Origin of the sequence: Loktanella fryxellensis (genome assembly GCF_900110065.1) — a bacterium.
In the GTDB taxonomy this organism is placed as follows: domain Bacteria; phylum Pseudomonadota; class Alphaproteobacteria; order Rhodobacterales; family Rhodobacteraceae; genus Loktanella; species Loktanella fryxellensis.
Window position 1 is genome coordinate 1 of sequence record NZ_FOCI01000030.1, and the last position, 25,078, is coordinate 25,078.

At 65.8% G+C, this 25,078-nt stretch carries 13 protein-coding genes and 1 pseudogene; 5 read left to right on the forward strand and 9 right to left on the reverse strand.

What is annotated here, in order from left to right; all coding sequences use genetic code 11:
• The 3 genes and pseudogenes from BMX16_RS15380 to BMX16_RS15390 all read left to right on the forward strand — a co-directional run.
• Window positions 1-331: pseudogene (locus BMX16_RS15380) on the forward strand (dihydroxy-acid dehydratase domain-containing protein); the annotation flags it as partial.
• 10 nt (window positions 332-341) lie between these two features.
• Window positions 342-1,304, forward strand: coding sequence for a Gfo/Idh/MocA family protein (locus tag BMX16_RS15385; RefSeq protein WP_245731617.1), 963 nt, complete (start codon window positions 342-344; stop codon window positions 1,302-1,304).
• Between the two features lie 16 nt (window positions 1,305-1,320).
• On the forward strand, window positions 1,321-2,835 hold the full coding sequence (locus tag BMX16_RS15390) for an aldehyde dehydrogenase (NADP(+)) (RefSeq protein WP_089905409.1): 1,515 nt from the start codon (window positions 1,321-1,323) through the stop codon (window positions 2,833-2,835).
• A 227-nt stretch (window positions 2,836-3,062) separates the two neighbouring features.
• On the opposite strand, the gene BMX16_RS15395 is transcribed toward BMX16_RS15390, so the two are convergent.
• From BMX16_RS15395 to glpD, 7 genes are all read right to left on the reverse strand, one after another.
• Window positions 3,063-4,781 carry an ABC transporter substrate-binding protein gene (locus BMX16_RS15395; RefSeq protein ID WP_089905411.1) on the reverse strand — a complete coding sequence of 573 codons (1,719 nt, stop codon included), beginning with the start codon at window positions 4,779-4,781 and terminating at the stop codon, window positions 3,063-3,065.
• A 70-nt stretch (window positions 4,782-4,851) separates the two neighbouring features.
• Window positions 4,852-5,127, reverse strand: a complete 276-nt coding sequence (locus tag BMX16_RS15400; RefSeq protein WP_089905412.1) for a DUF2160 domain-containing protein — start codon at window positions 5,125-5,127, stop codon at window positions 4,852-4,854.
• 24 nt (window positions 5,128-5,151) lie between these two features.
• A complete protein-coding gene (locus BMX16_RS15405) occupies window positions 5,152-6,024 on the reverse strand; it encodes a carbohydrate ABC transporter permease (RefSeq protein WP_177174699.1) in 873 nt (290 codons plus the stop codon).
• Window positions 6,024-6,896: a carbohydrate ABC transporter permease gene (locus BMX16_RS15410; RefSeq protein ID WP_089905414.1), complete on the reverse strand. Its 873-nt coding sequence runs from the start codon at window positions 6,894-6,896 to the stop codon at window positions 6,024-6,026. Before BMX16_RS15410 ends, BMX16_RS15405 begins: the two co-directional genes overlap by 1 nt.
• Window positions 6,893-7,987, reverse strand: a complete 1,095-nt coding sequence (locus tag BMX16_RS15415) for an ABC transporter ATP-binding protein (protein WP_089905416.1) — start codon at window positions 7,985-7,987, stop codon at window positions 6,893-6,895. Before BMX16_RS15415 ends, BMX16_RS15410 begins: the two co-directional genes overlap by 4 nt.
• A gap of 1 nt (window position 7,988) precedes the next feature.
• Window positions 7,989-9,068: an ABC transporter ATP-binding protein gene (locus BMX16_RS15420; protein WP_089905418.1), complete on the reverse strand. Its 1,080-nt coding sequence runs from the start codon at window positions 9,066-9,068 to the stop codon at window positions 7,989-7,991.
• Entirely contained in the window at window positions 9,065-10,648 is a 1,584-nt protein-coding gene (gene glpD / locus BMX16_RS15425; RefSeq protein WP_089905421.1) for a glycerol-3-phosphate dehydrogenase, read from the reverse strand. Before glpD ends, BMX16_RS15420 begins: the two co-directional genes overlap by 4 nt.
• 243 nt (window positions 10,649-10,891) lie before the next feature.
• On the opposite strand from glpD, the gene BMX16_RS15430 reads away from it, so the two are divergent.
• Complete coding sequence (locus tag BMX16_RS15430; RefSeq protein WP_089905424.1) at window positions 10,892-11,671, forward strand: DeoR/GlpR family DNA-binding transcription regulator; 780 nt, start codon at window positions 10,892-10,894, stop codon at window positions 11,669-11,671.
• A gap of 273 nt (window positions 11,672-11,944) precedes the next feature.
• Here the strand turns inward: BMX16_RS15430 and BMX16_RS15435 are convergent, their stop codons facing one another.
• Entirely contained in the window at window positions 11,945-15,349 is a 3,405-nt protein-coding gene (locus BMX16_RS15435) for a porin family protein (RefSeq protein ID WP_245731619.1), read from the reverse strand.
• A 7-nt stretch (window positions 15,350-15,356) separates the two neighbouring features.
• Complete coding sequence (locus BMX16_RS15440; protein WP_089905425.1) at window positions 15,357-24,716, reverse strand: DUF7507 domain-containing protein; 9,360 nt, start codon at window positions 24,714-24,716, stop codon at window positions 15,357-15,359.
• Between the two features lie 127 nt (window positions 24,717-24,843).
• Between BMX16_RS15440 and BMX16_RS15445 the strand changes: the two genes are divergently transcribed.
• On the forward strand, window positions 24,844-25,078 hold a 235-nt coding region (locus BMX16_RS15445; protein ID WP_425434041.1), incomplete at its 3' end, for a helix-turn-helix domain-containing protein.

Here is a 25,078-nt window from a genome sequence, read left to right on the forward strand (position 1 = left end):
CATGGTCCGCATCAGCGACGCGCGCATGTCCGGCACCGCCTATGGCACCGTCGTGCTGCATACCGCGCCGGAGGCGGCGGCGGGCGGACCGCTGGCCGTGGTGCGCACCGGCGACATGATCGAACTCGACGTGGCCGCCCGGCGCATCCATCTGGACATCAGTGACGCCGAACTGGCCGCCCGTCTGGCCGCATGGCAGCCGGCGGCACCGATGTTCGCCAGCGGCTACTCCAAGCTCTTCGTGGACATGGTCGAGGGGGCCGATACCGGGGCCGACTTCGGCATCCTCAAGGGCTGCCGTGGACGCGAGGTGCCCCGTGACAGTCATTAAAGAGGCAGGCATGAGGGGCGCAGGCGCGGGCGGCATGGGGCGGCAGCTGAAGAGCGAACCCATCGCCCTGCTGGGTATCGGCAAGATCGCCCGCGACCAGCACATCCCCGCCATCGCCAGATCCGACGCCTTCCATCTGACAGCGACCGTCAGCCGGTCCGGCGGCGTGGACGGGGTCGAGAATCACACCGACATCGCGGCCCTGCTGGCCGCCCGGCCCGACATCGGCGTGGTGTCGCTGTGCATGCCGCCCGTGCCGCGGTTCGACATCGCCATGGCGGCGCTGGCGGCGGGCAAGCACGTCATGCTGGAAAAGCCCCCCGGCGCCACGGTGTCCGAAGTGCACAAGCTCGAACGCCTGGCCCGCGCCAAGGGTGTGACCCTGTTCGCCACATGGCATTCGCGGCACGCGGCGGGCGTCGCACGGGCCCGCGCGCATCTGCGCGATGCCCGGATCACCCATGTGCAGATCGACTGGCGCGAGGACGTGCGCCGCTGGCATCCGGGTCAGGACTGGATCTGGCAGGCCGGCGGCCTCGGCGTGTTTGATCCGGGCATCAACGCCCTGTCGATCATGACCGCGGTCCTGCCGCAGCCCGTGCACCTGACCGCCGCCACGCTGGCGTTCCCCGCCAACCGCGACACGCCCATCGCCGCCGACCTTGTCTTTGCCGGTGCGGCCGGGCTGCGAGTCGATGCGGCCTTCGACTGGCGCCAAGAGGGGCCGCAAAGCTGGACCATTACGGTGCAGACGACGGACGGCGAGTTGCGCCTGACCGATGGCGGGGCCACCCTGCACATCGACGGCGTGCTGCAGACAGTCGCGGGGATCGGCGAATATCCGGGCCTCTACCACCGCTTCGCCGAGCTGATCGAGGCGGGCCAGTCCGACGTGGACACGAGCCCGCTTGCCCACGTGGCAGATGCCTTTCTGCTGGGCCGCCGCACGACCGTGGCCGCGTTCCACGACTGACCCCTAGGAGACCACCATGACCGCATTGACCGGACACCACCTGATCGACGGCGACTGGGTCGGGGGCGGGGTGCCCTTCACCTCCGACCCCGTCACCGGCGATCCCGTCACCGTACTGTCGGCGGGGACCGCACAGGTGGATGCGGCGATGCAGGCCGCCGAGGCGGCCTTCGCCATTTACGGCTGGACCAGCCGCACCGACCGCGCCGCGTTCCTCGACGCCATCGCGGACCAGATCGACGCGCGCGGCGATGCCCTGACCGCCCATGGCAGCGCCGAGACGGGATTGCCCGCTGCCCGCCTGATCGGCGAGCGGGGGCGCACCTGCATGCAGTTGCGGCTTTTCGCGGACCATCTGCGGCGGGGCGATCACCTCGACCGGCGTCACGACGCCGCCCTGCCGGACCGCGCGCCCCTGCCACGCCCCGACCTGCGGATGGTGCAGCGCCCCATCGGACCCGTCGCGGTGTTCGGTGCGTCGAACTTTCCCCTCGCCTTCTCGACCGCCGGTGGCGATACCGCAGCCGCCCTCGCCGCAGGCTGCACCGTGGTGTACAAGGGCCACCCCGGCCACCCTGCGACCACAGAGATCGTGGCGCAGGCTATCGCCGCCGCCATCCTCCAGACGGGCATGCCCGCCGGCACCTTCGGCCTCATCCAGTCGAACACGAACGAGGCCGGCGAGGCATTGGTGCAGCACCCGCTGACCCGCGCCGTGGGCTTCACCGGCTCCTACCGCGGTGGCAAGGCGCTGTTCGATCTGGCGATGGCACGGCCGGAGCCGATCCCGTTCTTCGGCGAGTTGGGTGCGATCAACCCGGTGTTCGTGCTGCCTGCCGCCGCCGCCGCGCGGGCCGCGGCCCTGGGCACCGGCTGGGCCGCGTCACTGACCATGGGCACCGGGCAGTTCTGCACCAACCCCGGCGTCGTCGTGATCCCCGCTGCGGACGCCGATGCCTTCATCACCGCCGCCGCCGCCGCGTTGCAGGACATGGCCCCCGCCGCGATGCTGACGTTGGGCACCGCAGACGGCTATCGCCGTGGCGTCGAGAGCATCGCAGGCGCGCCAGAGGTCGACACCCGCCTGCATGTGCCGGGGACCGGTCGCAGCGCAGGCCCCGCGCTGTTCGTCGTGGATGCCGCCGACTGGCTGGCGAACGACAGCCTTGCCATCGAGATGTTCGGCCCCGCCGGCATCGTGATCCGTGCCGGATCGGACGCCGACATGGCCACCATCGCCAGCGCCCTGCATGGGCAACTGACCTGCACCCTGCAGATGGATGATGCCGACACGGCACTGGCGCAGGCGCTTGTCCCGGTCCTCGAACGCAAGGCGGGCCGCCTGCTGGTCAACGGCTGGCCCACCGGGGTCGAGGTCGCGGACGCCATGGTCCATGGCGGCCCCTTCCCCGCCAGCACCAACTTCGGCGCCACGTCGGTGGGCACGCTGGCGATCCGGCGCTTCCTGCGTCCGGTCTGCTACCAGAACATGCCGACCGCGCTGCTGCCCGAGGACCTGCGCGACATCTGACGCGCAAGGCTGCGTCCGTCAGATCGAAGCGCAGGTCATTGAGTGCGATCAGCGAAACATCGGCGGCAAGGGGACGTTTCAGAGGCATGGACCCGCGGCGCACGGGGCGCAAGTTGCGCACAACGGCGGGTCATCCGCATGACCTGCCTGATACGTCCGGGTCTGCGCCACCTTGCGAACATGAAAAGGCCGGGGCGCTGGCGTGCGTCCCGGCCAAGGCGTTTCGTTTACTGGTTCCAGGACGCCACGAGTTCGTCGTAGCCGATGGTCTGCGGCTCTTCGTCCTCGTTCTCCAGCGCGGGCTTGGGTGCGCCGGGCTCGTTCAGCCAGAATTCGGCATCCTGCTCTTCACCCATCACCGGGCCCAGGTCACCCTGCACGCCGGCCCGTTCCAGACGGGTCATGACGTCTTCCATATCGGCACAGAGCTGATCCAGCGCCTCCTGCGCGGTCTTGGCACCGGACATGGCGTCGCCGATGTTCTGCCACCACAATTGCGCCAGCTTGGGGTAGTCCGGCACGTTGGTGCCCGTGGGCGACCAGCGCACGCGGTCGGGCGAGCGATAGAACTCGACCAGACCGCCCAGCTTGTCCGCGCGTTCGGTGAAGTGGTCGGAGTTGATCGTCGAGTCCCGGATGAACGTCAGGCCCACGTCGGACTTCTTGACGTCGACGGTCATCGAGGTGACGAACTGCGCGTAAAGCCATGCGGCCTGTGCGCGATCCACGGGGGTGGATTCCATCAGCGTCCAGGATCCTACGTCCTGATAGCCGACCTTCATGCCTTCTTCCCAATAGACGCCGTGCGGGCTGGGGGCGAGCCGCCACTTCGGCGTTCCGTCCTCGTTCATCACGGCGTCGGAGGCGACAAGCGGCGCCACGAAGGTCGTGTACATGAACATCTGCTGGGCGATGTTGCCCTGTGCCGGAACCGGACCTGCCTCCGAGAAGGTCATGCCCATGGCGGACGGCGGCGAGTAGTTCGTCAGCCAGTCGATCGCCTTGTCCACCGCATAGACCGCGGCCGGAGAGTTCGTGGCCCCGCCGCGCGTCACGCAGGCGCCCACGGGCTGCGAGTTCTCGTTCACGCGGATGCCCCATTCGTCGACCGGCAGACCGTTGGGTTCGCCCACGTCGCCCATGCCGGCCATCGACATCCACGCGTCGGTGTAACGCCAGCCCAGCGACGGGTCCTTCTTGCCATAGTCCATGCTGCCATAGACCGCATCGGTGACCCCCATGCGGGACAGATCGCGACCGGTAAAGAAGGCGGCGATATCCTCGTAGGCGGACCAGTTCACCGGGACGCCCAGATCGTAGCCGTATTCAGCCAGGAAGTCGGCCTTGTTCTGTTCGTCGTTGAACCAGTCGTAGCGGAACCAATACAGGTTCGCGAACTGCTGTGACGGCAGTTGGTACAGCTTGCCATCGGGGGCGGTCGTGAACTCTGTCCCGATGAAATCGTCGAGGTTCAGCGTCGGCGACGTGACGGCGGCGCCTTCACCGGCCATCCAGTCGGTCAGGTTGCGGACCTGTTGATAGCGCCAGTGGGTGCCGATCAGGTCGGAGTCGTTGACGTACGCGTCGTAGATGTTCTCGCCGGACTGCATCTGGGTCTGCAGTTTTTCCACCACGTCGCCTTCGCCGATCAGGTCATGGTTGACCGTGATCCCGGTGATCGCAGTAAAGGCAGGGGCCAGCACCTGCGCCTCGTATTCGTGGGTCGTGATCGTTTCCGACACGACGTTGATCTCCATCCCCTGGAACGGTGCGGCGGCGTCGACGAACCACTGCATCTCGGCTTCCTGCTCGGCCCGGGTCAGGGTCGAGACGTCGCCGATCTCAGCGTCGAGAAAGGCCGTGGCCGCAGCCATGTCGGCCCACGCAGGCTGCGACATGGCGAGTGCCAGCCCCAGTGCCGTGGTCGATTTCAACAAGACGTTCATTGTAGGTTTCCTCCCTGAATGTGAACGCAGACGAACCGATCCGATGGTCTGGACCGGGATTTGACATGGCCTAGACCCAGCGGAACACCGCCGCGGCATAGACCAGACAGACGATCAGCGCGTAGGGCTGTGGGCCGACTTCCAGCCCCAGCCACGCCAGATTGATGAAGGCGGACCCCAGCAGCGAGATGTAGAGCCTGTCGCCGCGGGTCGTCTCGATGCGCAGCACGCCCTTGCGCGGCACCTCGGGGTATTTGATCGCCAGCACTGTGAAGAGGGTCAGCAGGGTCGCGATCACCCCAAAGAAGGCCGCCGTGGGCCAGGTCCAGGCCATCCAGTCAAGCATTTGCTGTCCCTCCCCTGAGCGTCATCACACCCGTCCCAGGGCAAAGCCCTTGGCGATGTAGTTGCGGACGAAATAGATCACCAAGGCCCCCGGCAGGATCGTCAGGATGCCCGCCGCCGCCAGCACGCCCCAGTCCACGCCCGCCGCGCCCACCGTGCGGGTCATGGTGGCAGCGATGGGCTTGGCGTCCACCGACGTCAGCGTGCGCGACAGCAGCAGTTCCACCCAGGAAAACATGAAGCAGAAGAACGCCGCGACCCCGATGCCGCTGGCGATCAGCGGGGTGAAGATCTTGATGAAGAACGCCGGAAACGAATACCCGTCGATATAGGCCGTCTCGTCGATCTCCTTGGGCACACCGCGCATGAACCCTTCGAGGATCCACACCGCGAGGGGCACGTTGAAGAGGCAATGCGCCAGCGCCACGGCGATGTGGGTGTCGAACAGGCCGATGCTGGAATAGAGCTGGAAGAACGGCAGCGCGAACACGGCGGGCGGCGCCATGCGGTTCGTCAGCAGCCAGAAGAACAGATGCTTGTCCCCCATGAAGCTGTAGCGGCTGAACGCATAGGCGGCGGGCAGCGCCACGAGCAGGCTGATCGCGGTGTTCATCACCACGTAGATCAGCGAATTGACGTAGCCCATGTACCAGCTCGGGTCGGTCAGGATCGTCTGATAGTTGGCGAATGTCAGATCGCGGGGCCACAGGCTGAACGCGCCGAGGATTTCCGCATTGGTCTTGAGGCTCATGTTCAGCAGCCAGTAGATCGGCAGCATCAGGAACAGCAGATACAGACCCATCACCACGGCGCTGCCCGACGGACGCAGGCGGCGTGTGGCGGTGCGCGGTGCGGCGATGGTCATGGGGGCCGCGCGTGCAGACGATGCGTCGGTCATCAGATGCCATCCCTTTTGTCGAGCGTCGTCATCACCGTGTAGAACACCCAAGAGATCGCCATGATGACCAGGAAATACATCAGGCTGAACGCCGCCGCGGGTCCCAGATCGAACTGGCCCAGCGCCATCTTGACCAGATCGATGGACAGGAATGTGGTGGCATTGCCCGGCCCGCCGCCCGTCAGCACGAAGGGTTCGGTGTAGATCATGAAGCTGTCCATGAAGCGCAGCAGGATGGCGATCATCAGCACGCCCGCCATCTTCGGCAGCTCGATATAGCGGAACACGGCCCAGCGGCTGGCCTGATCGATCTTGGCCGCCTGATAATAGGCGTCGGGGATCGACCGCAGACCCGCATAGGCCAAGAGCGCCACCAACGAGGTCCAGTGCCACACGTCCATCACGATCACCGTCACCCAGGCGTCGAACGTGTCCTGCGTGTAGTTGTAATCGAACCCGAGTGCGGCCAGCGTGTGTCCCAGCAGACCAATGTCCACGCGCCCGAAGATCTGCCAGATCGTGCCGACCACGTTCCACGGGATCAGCAGCGGCAGCGACATCACCACCAGACAGAACGACGCCCAGAACCCCTTCTTGGGCATGTTCAGCGCCACGAGGATGCCCAGCGGCACCTCGATCGCAAGGATGATCGCGGAAAACAGCAGTTGCCGCCCCAGCGCGTCCCACATCCGGTCGGACTGCAGCATGTCCTCGAACCAGGACAGACCGGCCCAGAAGAATTCGTTGTTGCCGAACGTGTCCTGCACCGCATAGTTCACCACCGTCATCAGCGGGATGACGGCAGAGAATGCGACGAGGATCAGAACCGGCAGGATCAGGAACCACGCCTTCTGGTTGACGGTCTTGTTCATCTGGATTCTCCCCCCGGTGCGACGCGCCAGTCGTCCGCGTAGACGTTGACCCCCTGCGGCGCAAAGGTAATCCGGTCGGTATCCGCGGGGATCGCCTCGCCCTCGCCGATCAGGGCACTGATGTCGCGCCCTGCTGCGTGCAGCCGCACGATCTTGTGGCGGCCCACGTCCTCGATCCGCGTGATCTGGGCGGGAATGCCGTCGCCGCCAGCGGCCAGACGGATGAACTCGGGCCGCACGCCGACCTGCACGCGCCCGGTGGCGGCATAGGGCTGTGTCAGATCGACCGTCGCATCGCCGATACGCGCGTGGCGCCCATTCGACGTCGCATCCAGCGTGGCATCGAACAGGTTCATGCCCGGAGAGCCGATGAAATAGCCCACGAAGGTATGCGCGGGCCGCTCGAACAGGTCCTGCGGCGTGCCGATCTGCACCACGCGCCCGTCGTGCATCACCACCACCTTGTCGGCGAATGTCAGCGCCTCGGTCTGGTCGTGGGTGACGTAGATCATCGTGTGGCCGAAATCGTGATGCAGCTTCTTGAGCTGCGTGCGCAGTTCCCACTTCATGTGCGGGTCGATCACCGTCAGCGGCTCATCGAACAGCAGCGCGTTCACGTCCTCGCGGACCATGCCGCGACCAAGGCTGATCTTCTGCTTGGCATCCGCCGTCAGGCCCCGCGCCTTGCGGTCGAGCTGCGCCTCCATGTCGATCATGGCCGCGACCTTCTGGACGCGGCGCGCGATCTCGGCAGCCTCCATGCCCCGGTTCTTCAGCGGAAAGGCAAGGTTCTGGCGCACGGTCATCGTGTCGTAGACCACGGGAAACTGGAACACCTGCGCGATGTTGCGTTCCGCCGTCGGTGCGGTCGTCACGTCGCGCCCGTCGAACAGCACACGCCCCTGACTGGGGATCAGCAGGCCCGAGATGATGTTCAGCAACGTGGACTTGCCACAGCCCGACGCACCCAGCAGGGCATAGGCCTCGCCGTCCGCCCAATCGTGGTTCAGTTCCTTCAGCGCGAAATCTTCCGGCCCGCGCGGATAGGTCAGATAGGAATGCGCGAGGTTGTCGAGGGTGATCCGCGCCATGCTACGCCGCCTCCGCATAAGGGGCGGATGCGACGAGGGCGCCGCCCTGACCGAAGACATAGATGCGAGATGGGTCCAGATGCACGGGCAGCGGCTGACCGGGTGTCAGTTGGCGGATGCCGTGGATCAGGCCGACCCAGCGGGCGTTGCCGTGGGCCACATGGACGAAGGTTTCCGACCCGGTGATCTCCATCACGCTCAGGGTCGTGTCGAACGTGATCGTGCCCGGCCCCGGTTCCAGCGACAGGTGGTTCGGTCGAAAGCCAAGCTGATAGGTCCCGTCCGCCAGATCGCCGCCCACGGCGGGCATCGAGGCAGCCTGACCGAAATGCATCCGGTCGCCACGCTTGTCCACGGTCAGGAAATTCATCGGCGGGTCGGAAAACACCCGCGCCGTGGTGGTGTCCTGCGGGTTGCGATAGACCTGTGCGGTCGGCCCGAACTGCGTCACGCGACCCTCCCACAAGGTGGCGCACCGCCCGCCCAGCAACAGCGCCTCTTCCGGCTCTGTCGTTGCATAGACAAAGATCGACCCGGATTCAGCGAAGATGCGGGGGATCTCGGCGCGCAACTCCTCGCGCAGCTTGTAGTCGAGGTTGGCCAGCGGTTCGTCCAGCAGCACCAGCCCCGCGTTCTTGACCAGTGCGCGGGCCAGCGCACAGCGCTGCTGTTGGCCGCCCGACAGCTCCAGCGGCTTGCGGTCCAGCATCGGTGTCAGGCGCATCATCTCGGCGGTGGCGCGCACGCGGGCGTCGATCCCGGCGCGATCGAGGCCGAGGAGCCGCAGAGGCGAGGCGATGTTGTCGTAGACGGTCATCGCGGGGTAGTTGATGAACTGCTGATAAACCATCGCGATCTTGCGGTCCTGCACGCGCACGCCGGTCACGTCCTGACCGTTCCACAGGATGCGCCCCTGCGTGGGGGCGTCGAGCCCGGCCATCAGCCGCATCAACGTCGTCTTGCCGGACGAGGTCGGCCCCAGCAGCACGTTCATCGTGCTGTTTTCCAGTGTCAGATCGGTCGGATGGATATGGGTCTGCGCACCGACGACATGGCTGACGCCCTTGAGTTCGAGTGTCATGCGATATCCTTCAGGTGCGGGCAACGGGCGGCCATGTAGGCGTCGATGGCAGCGGCGTCGGCCTGACGCAGGCCCAGCTTGCTGCGCCGCCACAGGATGTCTTCGGCGGTACGGGCGAATTCGTGCGTCATCAGCCAGTCCACCTCGGCCGCGGTCAGGGTCGCGCCGAAATCCTGCCCCAGATCGGCGGCACCCCGCGCCTGTCCCAGGATCAACCGTGCATCCGTGCCGTAGGCCCGGATCAGGCGACGCGCCCACGCCTGCGTCAGGAAAGGATAACCGGACGCCAGTTCTGCGATCAGACGCTCCACTCCGTCCACGGGGAAATCACCGCCGGGCAGCGGCACGCCGGCGGTCCACGGTCCCTGCGCCACATCCAGACGCTGCCCGATCTTGTCCAGCGCCGCTTCGGCCAGCCTGCGATAGGTCGTGATCTTGCCGCCGAAGATGTTCAGCGCCGGTGCACCGGCACTGTCGTCGAGCTTCAGGGTATAGTCGCGGGTGGCGGCCGTCGCGGAACCGCCCCCTTCGTCAAAGAGAGGCCGGACACCTGCATAGGTCCACACGATGTCGTCGGCCGTGATCGGCGTCTTCAGATAGCCGTTCACGAAGTCGATCATGTAGTCGCGCTCTTGCGGCGTGCAGACCGGCTTTTGCGACAGATCCGCATGTTCCTGATCGGTCGTGCCGATCAGGGTGTAGTCCGTCTCGTAGGGGATCGCGAACATGATGCGCCCGTCGGTGCCCTGAAAGAAATAGCATTTGTCGTGATCGAACAGACGCCGCGTCACGATATGGCTGCCGCGCACCAGCCGCACGTCATCGTGACTGTTCGACCCGATCTGCTGACGCAGGATCTGTCCGACCCACGGCCCGCCTGCATTCACGACCATGCGGGCGCGCAGGCTGCGCTGCGCGCCGCTGTCCACGTCCTGCAACGTGACGATCCAGATCCCGGACTCGGCCTTGGCCGAGACGACCCGCATGCGCGTCAGGATGGTGGCACCCCGCGCCTCGGCGTCGCGGGCGTTCAGGGCGACCAGCCGCGAATCCTCGATCCAGCAATCGCTGTATTCATAGGCCGTGCTGAACATGTCCTTCAGTGGCGCACCCTCCGGCCCGCGCGTCAGGTCGAGCGTGCTGGTGCCCGGCAGGATCTTGCGGCCCCCCAGCGTGTCGTACATCAGAAGTCCCAGCCGGATCAGCCACGCGGGACGGCGGCCGCGCATCCATGGCATGACCGCCGCCATCAGCTTGCTCGTCGGCGTATCGCCTTCGAACCGCATGCTGGCGTGATAGGGCAGCACGAAACGCATCGGCCAACTGATGTGCGGCATGGCGCGCAGCAGCGTCTCGCGCTCGATCAGCGCCTCGCGCACAAGGCGGAATTCGAAGTATTCGAGGTACCGCAGCCCGCCATGGAACAACTTGGTCGAGGCGGACGAGGTCGCCGACGCCAGATCCGACATCTCGGCCAGCGTCACCGACAGACCGCGACCTGCGGCATCCCGCGCGATGCCGCATCCATTGATGCCACCGCCGACGACCAACAGGTCGCAGATGCCTGCGTCACGCGTCACGTTGGATCCTCCCAAATCCGCTTGGCAGAACTATCGGCGCGTTGCACGGAAATAGAAAGCAGATTTTTTCGTTTATGTTCGGTTTTTGGATTCCATCGCCAATTCGTCGGTATGGCGGGCAAGTTTTGCTATCGTTTCCCCGTATTCTGCGTAAGGCTGACCAGAGTGCACATTTGCGCACATGACGCCGATGCGACGGGGAGCCGTTCATCGGGCCCTTGCTCCTGCATCACGGAATCCATCATGTCACTTTCGATTCGCCATCTCGAAATCCTGGACATCGCCAGACGCGACGGAAAGGTCACGGTGGACCATCTTGCAGAGCATCTGGGCGTCACCCTGCAGACGATCCGCCGCGATCTGAGCGAACTTGCCGACGCCGGCAAGCTGGAGCGGGTCCACGGCGGCGCGGTGCTGCCGTCAGGCACCGTCAACATCGCCTATGAGGAACGTCGCCGCCTGAACGCCGAGGGCAAGACCGCGATGGCCAAGGCCTGCGCGCGGTTGATCCCGGAGGATTGCGCGATCTTCCTCAACATCGGAACAAGCACCGAAGCGGTCGCGACCGAATTGCTGCATCATCGCAACCTGCTGGTCGTGACCAACAACATGAACGTCGCCAACATCCTGTCGCGCAATCCCGACTGCGAGGTGATCGTGACGGGGGGATCGTTGCGCCAGTCGGATGGCGGCCTGACGGGAGAGATCACGACCGCGGCGATCCGGCAGTTCAAGTTCGACATCGGTGTGATCGGCTGTTCCGCCATCGACCAGGACGGTGACATCCTGGATTTCGACCTGCACGAGGTCGGCGTCAGTCAGACGATCCTGCGCCATTCCCGCCGGCGGATGCTGATCGCCGACCAGACCAAGTTCAAACGCAAGGCCCCCGCCCGGATCGGATCGCTGTCGGAGATCAACGATTTCCTGACCGACGCTCCGGTGCTGACGGACCTCGCCTCTCGATGTGCCACATGGCAAACCGCGATCCACCTCTGCCCTCCCGAGGGTGACGGGACCTGAGCGTCGTCCTGGGTCCCCGGACATCCGCGCACCCGTCGACGCCTCGCCGTCCGTCAGGTCCTGTGGGCACGTGTCCCGACGTGCAAGGATCGCGTTGTCGGTGCAGGTTCCACCATCGCCATGGTGACCGCACCGCGATGCAAGGTCCCTCCGGTGCGGAGTGGCTTGATCGGCAGGTCCACCCGCCAGATCCGAACGGCCACGCGACGGCAGCCTACGAAACCGCCGTCACAGCGCTTTGCGCCGCGATGGATCAATCCACTGTGGCGTGTATCAATACTTCGCCACGATGTTCAGGAACACGCCCTGATCGTCGTATGTCAGATCGGTCAGGTCGTCGGAAAAATGACTGAAGTTGTAGCCCGCACCGATCTGCACATTGCCGTTGATCTGTTTGAACGCCGCGATCAGGGCACCCGTTTCTGTCACGTCAGCCGTGGTCAGTGCCAGGTGGCGCAGCTCTGCCAGCATGTCCCACTCGTTCACCAGATGATAGCGTGCGCCGATGACCGCCAGCGCCGCGTCGTTGCGCGCGAAGGTGGCGTCACGGTCCGTTGCCGTTTCGGCGCTGCGATAGCCAACCTTGCCGTTCAGCGTCCAGAAGCGGTTCACATCATACGACGCATCGAGGCTGACCACGTGACTGCGCTGCACCGGACCCAGATCGTCCGTTCCGTCCAGCCGTTGGCCGACCTGATCGTCGAGGTAGCGATAGCGTGCCAGCATGTTGAACCGATCGTTTTCGATCGGACGCAACGCGTATCCCAAGGATACGTCGCTGTAATCGCCGTCGCGGAACGACGCCTGATCACTGCGCGACCGCAGGCTATCGGCGCTGAACAGGATGCGCTGCGTCTCGTCGATCTTGTAGGTCAGATCCATGGACGTCAGGATCGTGTCGTTGTCCAGCGGCGCATCCGACAGCGTTCCATCCTCTGTGCGATATTCGATGCGCCCGTTTGCCGTCAGATCCTCGGTCGCATAGGCTGCCCCAACCGAGATCGCATGGCGGTCGAAATCGTTCGACAGACTGTCCTGCACCTGTCCCATTTCGTACGCGATGGTCGTCGTCAGCGCCGCGTTCGCCCGGTAGGTCACGCCGTAGGCGGAGGTGAGGGACTCGCGCTGACCGAACATGTCGTAGGTGTTCTCTCCGAAGATCGAGACCGTTTCCGACACGGTCCGCCTGCCGCCCACGACGACACGCCCCCGATCGCGGCCGATCAGGTCAAGCCCGTCCAGATCGCGTTCGGGGTCCAGCGTGTATCCGATGTACTGCGTATCGCCGGACGCGTCCGTCCGCACCGCGAGTGCACGCGCACCCGCCCCCTGATTGCCGTCGGACACCTCACCCTCGATGACCCAGCCGGTGCCGGTGTCGTAGATCACGCCCAGACCGACACGGTCATTGCGGTCCAGACCATCGCGGTCCACGGTTTTCTGGCCGATGACAAAGGCCGAGACGCTGTCGTCGAAAGCATAGGTCAGCCGGGCGGCGACGTCCGTGCGGTTGCCTTCTTCACGGGCGTCGTCCCGGTCGATGCGGACGGCCCCCAGCGTGTAGGACACGCGCTCTGACGCTTGGGTGGTCAGTTCCGCTTCTCCCTCGAGGTCCTCGTCACCGGTTTCATTGGTATAGCTATCGTAGCTCAGCTTCAGCGTGGACGCGTCCGAGACACGGAGGTCGCCAAAGACGCCCCACAGGTCCTCGTCCCCGGTCGTTTCCGTGACCTGCGTGTCGAGAGAGGAGAATCCCTCGTCACGCCGCTCTGCGTAACCGCCGAGGACACCTTCCTGCGCGATCCCCAGATCCGCCAGATCGGCGCGTCCCTCGACCCGCAGGGACCGGCCCTGACCGGCAGCGGCCGCTTGCGTTTCGCTGTTCAGACCACCGTTGAAGGACAGCAGCGTGTCGATGCCCTGCCCATCGCTTTCGGCTGCGTCGATGCGCAGATAGGTGCGTTCGGACGGGGCGAACAGGATGTCGCCACCGACCAGCCGATGGTCGCGCAATCCCGTATCGTCCTGTGTGCCCGCCACACCGACCCGCAGTTGCGGCGTCAGCCAGCCTTCCAGTCGCACGCCGGTCGCGTAACCGTCCACATCGCCCGCGACGGGCGTGTATTCGTACTGCGCCACGAGGACCACGTCGTCGCGGCGCGACCCTGTCGACGTGATCAGGCCATCGCCACTGGTGCTGGACAGGGGCCGCGACAGGGTGACGATGCCCTGAATGTAGTTGATCTGGTAATCGACGCCCGGCACCAGAACCTTGCTGTCGATGATGCGGTCGGACTGGGGGTCGCGGACCTGCACGAAAAGCTGCTCTGTCCCGCGTGCGATGTCCTGCTGTTGCAGGAAATAGACCGACCCGCCCGTGCCGACGAACGCCTCGCGCTGCGGGATCTGCTCTGGTTGTGCCGCATGGACCGTCGCCTGACGCAGCGGCGTGCCGAACACCGTCTGGTCACGGGATTCCACATGGGCCTGTGCGCCATACAGCGTCCGGTCGTTGCGCACGAAGACGTTGTCACCCAAGGCGGCCACGAAATCGCCGAACTGGACGAAATTCCCCTCTCGCGCGACACGCACATAGATCTTGCCAGAGGTCGGCGTCAGATCGACGATCTCTGAATCGTCGCCGAAGGTCGGATAGTCGTCCGCTGGATCGACACGCAGCAGCAGCTGGCGCGGGTCCTTTTCATCCAAATCGCGAATGAGGGTGTCGAGCGGTCCTTCGCCCGTATCGACAGAGGCCGTGACCTCGTATCCGGTAGCGGTGCGTCCGTTGACGAACCCGGCAAGGCGTCCTGTCGCATAGGTGTCGGACGTGTCGTCGCGTCCGCCCGTGCGGGTGCCGAAGGTCAGGTCCGCCGTGCCGACCGCAAGCCAGTCGGCGGCGGGGATCGTCACGTCGCGCGTCAGATCTGTCGACTGACCGGGCCCGGTGACGCTGACGTCCACTTCGTAGGTGCCTTGCGGCAGGATGCGCTGGATGACAAAGCGACCTGCGGGATCGGGGCGCAGGATTTCGCCCAGCGCCTGCACCTGCGCGCCCTGAACGACACTGGCACCGGACACCGTGACCGCGCCGCCGAAGACGGGGATGCCACGCCGACGCAGGGTATCGCGGCCTTCCTCGACGTCGGCCACGCTGCCCATCGGCAGATCGGCACCAAGGGGCTGCGCTGCGGTTTCGTCGTACCGACCGGATGCATCATAGACCCGGTGCACGACGAACAGATCGTCGCCCTGCGGCAGATCGACGGACACTTCGCCATTGGGATCGACCGGCACGACGGACACGACGCGCGGACCGCAAAGAGCGGCCAGGTCAACGATCCGCATTTCGCCCCGGTCCACGTAGGCAGGATAGTTCAGCGCGGACCGCAGGACGACGGCACCGTCGGTGGCACCCGGCGATTGTTCCAGATCGAGGCGCGGTTCGGCTCCAAGACCATCGAACGTCACGCGGATGTCGGCATCGGCCAGCGCGATATCGACCGTGCGGACACGTTCGACGATGGCCCGGTCACCCGCAACGGGTGCGCCATTCAGCGAGATGGCAAAGCCGGTGTCGGTCTGCGCGATCGTCGCAGTGGCCGCCCCGGACAGAGCCGTGGCCGCCAGAAGGGCCTTCAGGACGGAACCGCCGCGATTGAATTGCCGCATCATCATGTCCATCCTATTCCAGCGCCTGTATCGAACGCTCGATCTGCAGGCGATATGCCCCGCCCCCCCGCCACTTCGATTGGATCATGCTCTCGACGGCATCCAGACGCGCACGTGCCAGGGCGCGATCTTCGCCATCCGTATAGTAACTGAGCCTGATGGCCGACGGCACGTCGCGGATCTGTTCCAGCAGGGCGTCGACCCCCGCAGGCAGCGCCGCAACCGGGTCCGCCGTGGACCCCACGAACGCGGCACCCGTCAGATCGATGTCGACCACATTCGCGATCGCCGCGCCGAAGTTCAGCTTGGCCACCGTGCCCGGGGTCAGACGCACCGTGCGCGGGTTTTCCGTCGTCACGGTGTAGCCCGTGGGCAAGGTGCGCGTGTCGAGCTTCAGCGTGAAGTTCGATCCGATGGCGGCAGGCAGTTCTGCGCAGGGTACGCTGAACCGACCGTAGGCATCCGTCGTGATGATCGTTCCATTGACCGTCGCCAGCCGCACGCCTGCCAGACCCGGCTCACCCTCGGACTGCTGATCGGCCTGCGTCTGGACCTTGTCCTCGTCATAGGTCTGGTCGGTGATCGCACTGCGGTCTTCGGGGGCCACGCCATCCTGATAGCCGTTCAGGTTGCGGTCGTCGAAGACCTTGCCGATGACGTCGCCACAATCGAAGACGGCCTCGGGGCGGCGCGACACCGTCGCCTCTGCCCTGTTCGAGATGACGGCCCGTCCCGCGTCCAGCACATAGGCCCTGTTGGTCAGGTCGCCGTCGCTGTCCGTCACGCGGGCGTCGAGGGTGATCGTGACCGTCTGACGTGGCGCCAGCGTGATGTCGCTCCACTCCAGCAGATCACCGCGGATTGTCGGCTGCGGCGTGTCGGCGCCGTCGTAACGCGCCGTGCCGGGGGTAAAGCTCAGCCCGTCGGGCAGAGCATCCACGAAGGTCAGACCGGTCTCGATGCTGTTGTTCAGGTTCTCGAACGTCAGGGTATAGCCGACCGTCCCGCCCAGCAGCGCCGATTCCGTATCGGCGACCTTCACTACCCGCACATTCGCGGCCGGAAGCGCAGGCACCGCGACGGTACCCGTCGCCGGATCGGCGATCTGATCGGCAGTGACTTCGGCCACGTTGTCCTGCGCCGGGTAACCTTGGGTCGGATCGAGGACGACGGAAAAGCGGACCGTGCCGATGTCGCCAGGAGCAAGGGACACGTCGCCCTGCAGCGTTCCGGTCTGCCGGACGCCGTCGAAAGCGCCCGCTGCGCCACCCGTGCCTGCGAAACCCGCCGCCTGTGGCACCGTCACCGACACCACGCGGGACGGTGCCGCGAAGCCGCGCAGGTCATCGGCGATCTGCAGGCCCGTCAGCGTCACGTTGCCGGTGTTTTCGACGGTAATGGTGAACGAATAGACCACCCGGTCAGCAGCCTCGCGCCGGGGAATGCCGACCGATTTGGTGACCGCAACCGCCGCGTCGGAGTCGAGGAACAGCACCGTCGGATCGTCGACGGTATTGCCATCGGTGTCGTCACCGTCGTCGGAGGTATCCGTCAACAAGCCGCCGCCCATCACAGGCGCCATCGCCGTGGCCACGTTGGCGACCCCGCCGGCGTTGAAGTCGGCCTGCGTCAGGACATAGGCCACGTCATAGACGTTGGTCTGTCCGACACCCAGAATGGTGGCATCGGTTCCGCGGGCGAACGTCACATCTCGGGCGCCGCGTGGGGTGCCGTCGAGTGCCGTCATGGTGTCGGTCACCACGAGGCCCATCAGGGTCACGTTGCCGGTGTTCGTGACCGAAATCTCGTAGGTCACGGTATCGCCGACAGCGGTGCCGGGCGTGGCCACGACCATGGTCACGTTCAGGCCAGGCGCACCGGAAATCGGCAGCAGGGTCGGATCGTTGGTCGTGTTGCCATCGTCGTCGATCCCGTTGTCCGACACGTCGCCTGCAGGATCGCCTGCGGGATCGGTCGCCGTGATGCTGGCCGTGTTGGCAAGTCCGCCTGCGTCGATGTCCGCCTGCGTCAATGCATAGGTCAGCGTCCACAGACGTGACTGGCCCGGCCGCAACGGGTCGTCGACGGTGGCAGGATCGGAGGGCATCGGCGTGGTCCCCACGATCGCGGTGCCGTCTGCACGCGTGAACGTATCCGTCAAAGTCAGATCGGACAGGCTGACGTTGCCCACGTTGGTGGCCGTGATGGTGAAGACCACCGTGTCGCCGGCAACCGCGCCCGACGTCGTCAGCCGCTTTTCAAGGTCGATGGCCGGTCCTGCAATCAGTGGCAGCAGCGTCGCATCGTCGACGACATTGCCGTCCGCGTCGTTTCCGTTGTCGGACACGTCGCTGACCGGTGCATCTGCCGGATCCACGCCGCTGACGGTGGCAGAGTTGCGCAATCCGCCCGCGTCCAGATCGTCCTGCGTCAGGACATGATCCAGCGTCCAGACACGCACATCGCCGGGGTTCAACGGGTCCGTGGCAGCACCGGGCCCGACAAGGACCGGCGCCTGTGTCACAATCTCCGACCCGTCAAGTCGGGTGAACGTGTCGGCAATCGCCAGATCGCGCAGCGTGACATCGCCCGCGTTCAGGGCCGTGATCTCGAACGTCACCGTGTCGCCGACGTTCGCGCCGGTCTGGGTCAGGACCTTTGTCACATCAAGCGCGCTGGTGCGCGGCTGGCTTGGCACGCTGGCCGACCCTTCGGCCGTGACCGGGTTTCCGCGTGCGTCGCGGCCAGTAACGAAGGCGGTGTTGGTCAGGATGCCTGCGTCCACGTCGGCCTGCGTCACGGTCCGCGCAACCGTGCAGGTGCTGTCGCTGGCGCCCGGCGCCAGGCTGGCGACGGTGCAGCTGTAGGCGGGATCGATGGCAGGATCCGTCAGGACAAGGTCCGTCAGGGTCAGATTGCCGTTGTTCGTCACGATCAGATCGAAGGTCAGTGTGCTGCCCACGCGACCGAAGGCTGCGACGCTGGCGGCTTTGGTCAGTTGCAGATCGTTGGCCGGCGCAGGCGTATCCAGCGTCAGCGTATCGGTCGCCGTGCGGGCCGCGCCCTGCGGTGTCGTGGCGGTCACGGTGGCGGTGTTGACCAGCGTTCCGGCATCGATGTCCGCCTGCGTCACCGTATAGGGGCCATCGCACGTCAGGACCCCCTGCGGCGCGAGCCTGCCCTGTTCGCAGGTCAGCGCGGGCAGCAGGGGATCCGAAACCGCGATCGATGTCAGCGTCTGGTTCCCCGTATTCTCGACCGTCAGCGTATAGGTCAGCACCTGACCTGCGCCGTTGATGGGCAGAACCGTCGCCGATTTGGTCAACGTCAGGGCGGACAGCGCTGCGGCGGGTGTCAGAACCTGCGCGGGGCGCGAAGACACCGTCGTCGTGTTGCCGTCCGGGCCGAAGATCGTCGCCGCGACCGCCTCGTTCAGGATGCTCGCGCGGTCCAGATCGGATTGCGTCACGACATAGATCGCGTCGCAGACGCTGGAGTCCATCGATGCGAGGTTCACCGTGCTGTTCTGCGAGTCGAAGCAGACCAGCGGAGCCGCGAGCAAAGCATCGTCCACGACGACGTCGCGGGCATAGGCGGCGTTGCCGGTGTTGGTCACCGTGAACCGATAGGTCAGCTCGTCGCCGATCTGGTTGAACTGCAGATCCGTCTGCGGGCTGCCGTCCGGGTTCGCAATCGCGATCAGCGCCTTGTCCAACTCCAGCGCGGGCATGCCACCTTGCGGCACGGTTTCGCTGACCAGGGGGCTGGTCGTCGCCCCGTCGCTGGCGCTGGCCACGTTGGTCACCGAGCCCAGCGCCACGTCGTTGCCGTCGACCGTATAGGTCGCCGTGCAGGTGATCGCCGCCTGCGGCGCAAGGCCGTCCGGAATGGCCGGGCAGGACACCGGGTTCTGGTTGTCCGTCACCGTGATCGGCGCAGTGACCGTCGTGTTGCCCGTATTCGTGACGACGTAATCGTAGGCGACGACGGCACCGATCTGGAAATACTGCGGTTCGATCTGCGTGAACGTCTGGCCACCGGTCGAAATCGACACCGCGGTCTTGACGGTCGTCAACGCCGGAGACTGGCTGGCCGGCACCGTCACCGCATCGGGTGCGCTGCTGACCGCGCCGCTTGTCGCCGTGGCCGTGTTGGTCACGCCACCGGCGTCGATGTCCGCCTGCGTCACGGCATAGTCGGCCGTGCAGCTGATCGCGGCGCCCGGTGCCAGCGGGCCCGCAGGACAACTGACCGTGCCGCCTGCATCGGTGATCAACGGATCGTCGATCGCGATGCCGTCCACCAGCCTCACGTTGCCGGTATTGCGGACGTCGAACCGGAACGACAGTGTCTGACCGACGGCATTGAACGTGGGCCCACCGGCGGACAGAACCTTGTCGACGACCAGCGCGGGGTTGATCGGCACGATCAGTTCGGTCGGGTCGGTGGCAGGGTTGCCGTCCGCCTCGTCCGTGTCGCGGGTCTGCGCGGTGACGGGGTTGCCCGTCAACGGGGTCCCGGTGGCGACCGCAATGTTGCTGATCCCGCCTGCGTCGATGTCGGCCTGCGTCAGGACATAGCTGGCGCGCCAGATGCCGGTTTCGCCAACGGCCAGGGTCCCGGCCACGGATCCCTGATCCGTCGATCGCAGGACCGGACCATTGGTCAGGGTGAGGGCCGTCCCGTCGGCGCGGGTCAACGTATCGCTGGCAATGGCGACCTGCCGCAGCGTGACATTGCCCGTATTGGTCACGCGGATGTCGAAGATGACCCGCCCGCCGACGGTCACTGGACCGGCCACGATCTGCTTCACGGCCGACAGCGAAGCCGCGAGGGCGACGGACAGGTCCGTCGGATCGTCGGTCGTGTTGCCGTCCGTATCGTCGCCATTGTCCGACACATCGCTGACCGGTGCACCGGCAGCCGACTCTGCCGACACCGTGGCGGTGTTGCGCAAGCCGCCTGCATCGATGTCCGCCTGGGTCAGGACATAGGTGACGGTGTACCGGTTGCTTGCACCCACCTGGATCGTCGTCTCCGACGTGCCCGCGACGAACACGGGGTCTGCGGTGGCGCGCGCGTTGCCAAGCTGGTCCGTCAGCGTGTCGACAACCACGGGGTTGGTCAGGGTCACGTTGCCGACGTTGGTCGCCGTGATCGTGAACGCGACACTGTCCCCCACTTCGGACCCGCCGCGCGACACGACCTTCGTCACGTCCAGCAGCGGTGCGGGCGCGATCAGCAGCTCGGTAGGATCGTCCGTGGCGTTGCCGTCGCCGTCGTCGCCGTCGTCCGACACGTCAGTGACGGTCGAGCCGTTCGGCGCGGTGCCGCTGGCGAGAGCGGTGTTCCGCAGACCGCCCGCATCGATATCCGCCTGCGTCAGCGTGTGGGTCAGCGTCCACACCCGCGTCTGCGTCGGCAGCATCGGATCGTTCACCGTCGCGGGGGACGCAGGCACCGGCATGGCCCCCGTGATCGCCACACCGTCGGCGCGGGTAAAGGTGTCGGTCAGCGTGACATTCGACAGGCTCAGCGTGCCTGTGTTCGTGGCCGTCAGGGTAAACACCACCGGATCGCCTGCCATCACGCCAGCCGTCGTCACCTGTTTCACGATCTCGAGCCCGGAATTGCCCGCAATCGGCAGATCTGTGGAATCGTCGACCGTGTTGCCGTCGCCGTCGTCGCCGTTGTCGGACACGTCACTGACGGCCGCGCCACCCGGCGCGACTGCACTGAGCGTCGCCGTATTGCGCAGACCACCTGCGTCCACGTCGGCCTGTGTCAGCACATGGGTCAGTGTCCAGACCCGGGTCGCTAGTGGCGCAAGCGGATCGCCCGCCGCCCCCGCGCCGGTCAGAACCGGTACCCGCCCGGTGATCGTGCTGCCGTCGAAACGGGTGAAGTCGTCGGTCAGGACCGGGTCGGACAGCGTCACGTTCCCGGTGTTCACAGCCGTGATCCGGAAGATCACCGTGTCGCCGACGGCAGACCCGGACTCTGCGACCACCTTGGTCACATCAAGCGCCGGGGCCGGCACGACCGCAAAGACCGCCGGATCGTCCGTCGTATTCCCGTCAGCATCGTCGCCGTTGTCGGACACATCCTCGATCGCCGTGCCAGAGGGATCGGTCGTCGCGGCGGTCACGCTGTTGGTCAGACCTCCGGCGTCGATGTCGTCCTGCGTCAGCGTATGTTCGACCGTCCAGCGCCAGACCTCTGCCAGATCGAGGGTGCCGTTGGTGTTCGCATCGCTGGCGGCCACGAAAACGGGCTCGGGTTGCGGCGTGATCGGGGTGCCATCGGCGCGGCGCAGATCCTCGGTCAGGATCGGCGCGGTCAGGGTGACGTTGCCGGTGTTCGCGACGCTGATCTCGAATGTGACGACGCCACCGGGGATTACGGGGTCGGGCTGCGTCTGGACCACCTTGACCACATCGATCGCACCGGCGGCCTGCACCGGCACGACGGTCGGATCGTCACCGTCCCCTGCCCCGTTGTCGGACACGTCCGTCACGGGATTGCCGAGCAGATCGTTTGCCGCAGCCGTCACGCTGTTCGTGACCCCGCCTGCGTCGATGTCGGCCTGCGTCAGCGTATAGGTCACCGCATAAATGCGGGCTTCGCCCACCTCGAACACGCCGGGGGCACCGGTGTCACCACTCGACAGGGTCACGGCGGGTGTCGCGACGACGGTCGTGCCACCGATACGGCGCACATCGTCGGTCAGGTCGGGTTCGGTCAGCGTGACGTTGCCCGTGTTGGTCAGCGCAATCTCGAATGCGATGTCGGTCCCGGCAACGAGGGTGGCAGGCAGCGACGGCACCGTCTTGATCGCCGTCATGGCGGGTGCGGGCCGCGCAAGATCCACCCGTGCGCGGGCCGTATCGGTCGGACCCGCGCCACCACCCGTCAGGGTTGACGACAGGTTGACAGTGTTTCGCACCGCATTGCCGGAATCGATGTCGTCCTGCGTCACGGTATACGTCGCAGTCAGAACCGCTTCCTCTCCCGGTTGAAGGCTGGCGATCCGGCCGCCATCCGTCAGCGGCAACTGCTGAAGACCCGTCGCACTGGTGTGGAAATCGACAAGAGCGATGTCGTTCAACGTCACGTTGCCGGGGTTCTGCACGGTATAGGTATAGGTCACTTCCGTGCCGGCGGTCACATCGGTCGTCACGGACGGGACCTTGCTGATGCTGACGTCGGGTTCGACCATTGCGGTGATGGTTTCGGATGCCGCAGCCGTCAGAGGATCACCGCCGTATTCGTTCGCCATCGTTGCGGTGGCATTGTTCGTGACGAAGCCCGCGTTCAGGTCGACCTGATCGACGACGTCCGTGCCACGACACTCCAGCGTTTGCGACGGCATCAGTCCACCTGCCGGCAGGGGGTCGCAGATCACGCTGGGGATGCGGTCGTCGCTGATGGCAGGCAGCCGGTTCAGTGTCACGTTGCCGATGTTGGCGACGGTATATACATAGTTAAGCGTCTGGCCCGCCACGTTGAACGTCGGCGATCCGTCACCTGCCGTCACCTCTCCGGACCCGGTCTTGGACAGACCGATCCGTGGCAGACGATCGGGGCCGGTCAGCGACTCGACCCCTGTCTCGGTCAGGGGCGCTGCGCCGGGATTGGCGGGCAGCGCCGTGGCCGTGGCCGTGTTGTCGATCGTGCCGCGGTCGATGTCCGCCTGCGTCACCACAAGAGCGAACACGCAGGTCGCATCGGTCTCGCCCGGCGCGAGGGTCGCGATGTCGCACGTCCCCGGCACCAGACTGTCGGTCACGGAGATGTCGTTCAAAGTGATGTTTCCCGTATTCGCAACAGCGATGCCGAAGCTCAGCGTTTCACCTGCCGTTGTGTAATCGGTCAGGCTTCCCGACGGGATCAGGGTCTTGGTCACCGTCATCGCGGGGGTGGGCTCTGCCACGGGATAGGTGGTGCTGTCGCCGCCGGTCACAGGCGTTCCCTGCAGCGTGGTCGCGTCCACACCGGCGGTGTTCGCGATGGCGGCGCCGGCATCCACGTCGTCCTGCGTCACGGTGTACGTGCCCGTGCAGGTCAGCGCATCGCCCGGCGTGGCGCCGGACGGCGGTGCCAGCGTGACGGGGGCCGCCACATCGCAGGACAACGTGCCGACGAAGGGATCTGTGATCGTGACACCCTGCAAGGTCTGACTACCGGTATTCCGCGCCACGATCGTGAACAGGATCACGTCATCCGCGGCGGCGGGCAGGCCGGGGTTCGTCTGGTTGACTGCCGTCTTGGCGACGGTCAGCGCGGGGTTTGCGACAGCGTCCACACGCGCCTGCACGACCGGAGACAGAACGTCCTCTTCGGCGAAGGACGACCGGGCGAAGGCGTTGTTGATGACGAAGCCACTGGTCGCACCCGGACGCAGCGCGTCCACGTCGGCCTGCGTGACCGTATAACTGCCGGTACAGGTAATGCTGTCGGTGGGTTCGAGCGGGTTGTCACCATCGACGATAGGGCAGGAAATGGGCGTCGTGATCTTGTCGTCGACGATCACCACGGGTTCGACGAAGGCAGGCGGTGCGGTGCCTGCGGATGTGTTCGTGACGACGAAGGTATATGGAATGACCTCGCCCGCCGTCGAGAAGCTTGCGACTTGCGGTGTCTTGGTGATCGACAAGGTCGGTGCGGCCCCCGGCGGAATGGTCAGCGACGTCGGATCCGACGTGACCGTCCCGTTGGTGCCGGTGGCAGAGTTCGTCACGCTGCCGAATTGCACGTCGCGCACGGCGATCCTGTATGTCGCGGTGCAGCTCGTCGTGCCACCGGGCGCGAGGCTCGCCGCGCCACATGCGATCGGTCCGGGGATCTTGTCGTCGTCGACGGTGATCGGCCCCGTGATCGTGGTGTTGCCGTTGTTCGTCAGATCGTACCGGTACGTCGCGATCTGACCGGGAGAGAAGCTGGCAAGGCTGACCAGCGACTTGACCACAGCCAGACCGGGGCGCCGCACGGCGATGGCCGTCACGGTGCCGGGCACAGGGGTCGTCACGCTGTCCCCGCCGAACTGGGTCGCAGCGGTGGCGCTGTTCGCAAAGAGCCCCGCATCCACATTCGCCTGGGTCGGTGCATAGGGCAAAGAGCAGATCACCTGATCGCCGGGGGCAAGCGGCGCTTCCGTGCAGGTCAGCGGTGCAGGCTGGATCAGGGAATCCGAAACGGTGATGGGATCGGTCGTCGTGACGTTGCCGGCATTGCGGACGATGAAGTCGAAGACGAGGTTGTTCGGATTGACCGGATCGGACAGGTCGCCCGGCGCGTCGAACGTGGCGGCGGTGCCCGGGCGGATCCGCTTCGTGATGGTCAGCGCGGGCTGCTGGTCGGCGTCGGCGGTCACGGTGCCGGGTGAGAACGGCGGTGCAAAAGTCGGCCACGGTAGCGGCGGGATGAGCCTGCTGCGGGCGGCTTAAAAGTCGTCCACTTTTACCCTTTCTGGCGACAGGGAGGGCGGGAGGATTTTCACCGTGGATTTGTATCGGAGGGTTCGGCTGGCCTGTGCTGAGGGCATGAGCCAGCGAGAAGCGGCGCGGCATTTCAACGTCTCGCGCGACAGCGTAGCGAAGATGATGGCGTTCTCGGTCCCGCCCGGATATCGGCGGACGGCTCCGGTCAAACGGCCGAAGCTGGACACTTTCACCGGGATTATAGACGCGTGGCTGGAAGGCGATCGGGAGGTTCATCGCAAGCAGCGGCACACAG

What these genes read in the sequence shown, in the direction of transcription:
- BMX16_RS15405 (WP_177174699.1), bottom strand. Translation starts at nt 6,024, where the DNA reads ATGACCGACGCATCGTCTGCACGCGCGGCCCCCATGACCATCGCCGCA.
- BMX16_RS15420 (WP_089905418.1), bottom strand. Translation starts at nt 9,068, where the DNA reads ATGACACTCGAACTCAAGGGCGTCAGCCATGTCGTCGGTGCGCAGACC.
- BMX16_RS15435 (WP_245731619.1), bottom strand. Translation starts at nt 15,349, where the DNA reads ATGATGATGCGGCAATTCAATCGCGGCGGTTCCGTCCTGAAGGCCCTT.
- BMX16_RS15430 (WP_089905424.1), top strand. Translation starts at nt 10,892, where the DNA reads ATGTCACTTTCGATTCGCCATCTCGAAATCCTGGACATCGCCAGACGC.
- BMX16_RS15400 (WP_089905412.1), bottom strand. Translation starts at nt 5,127, where the DNA reads ATGCTTGACTGGATGGCCTGGACCTGGCCCACGGCGGCCTTCTTTGGG.
- BMX16_RS15415 (WP_089905416.1), bottom strand. Translation starts at nt 7,987, where the DNA reads ATGGCGCGGATCACCCTCGACAACCTCGCGCATTCCTATCTGACCTAT.
- BMX16_RS15395 (WP_089905411.1), bottom strand. Translation starts at nt 4,781, where the DNA reads ATGAACGTCTTGTTGAAATCGACCACGGCACTGGGGCTGGCACTCGCC.
- BMX16_RS15410 (WP_089905414.1), bottom strand. Translation starts at nt 6,896, where the DNA reads ATGAACAAGACCGTCAACCAGAAGGCGTGGTTCCTGATCCTGCCGGTT.
- BMX16_RS15390 (WP_089905409.1), top strand. Translation starts at nt 1,321, where the DNA reads ATGACCGCATTGACCGGACACCACCTGATCGACGGCGACTGGGTCGGG.
- BMX16_RS15385 (WP_245731617.1), top strand. Translation starts at nt 342, where the DNA reads ATGAGGGGCGCAGGCGCGGGCGGCATGGGGCGGCAGCTGAAGAGCGAA.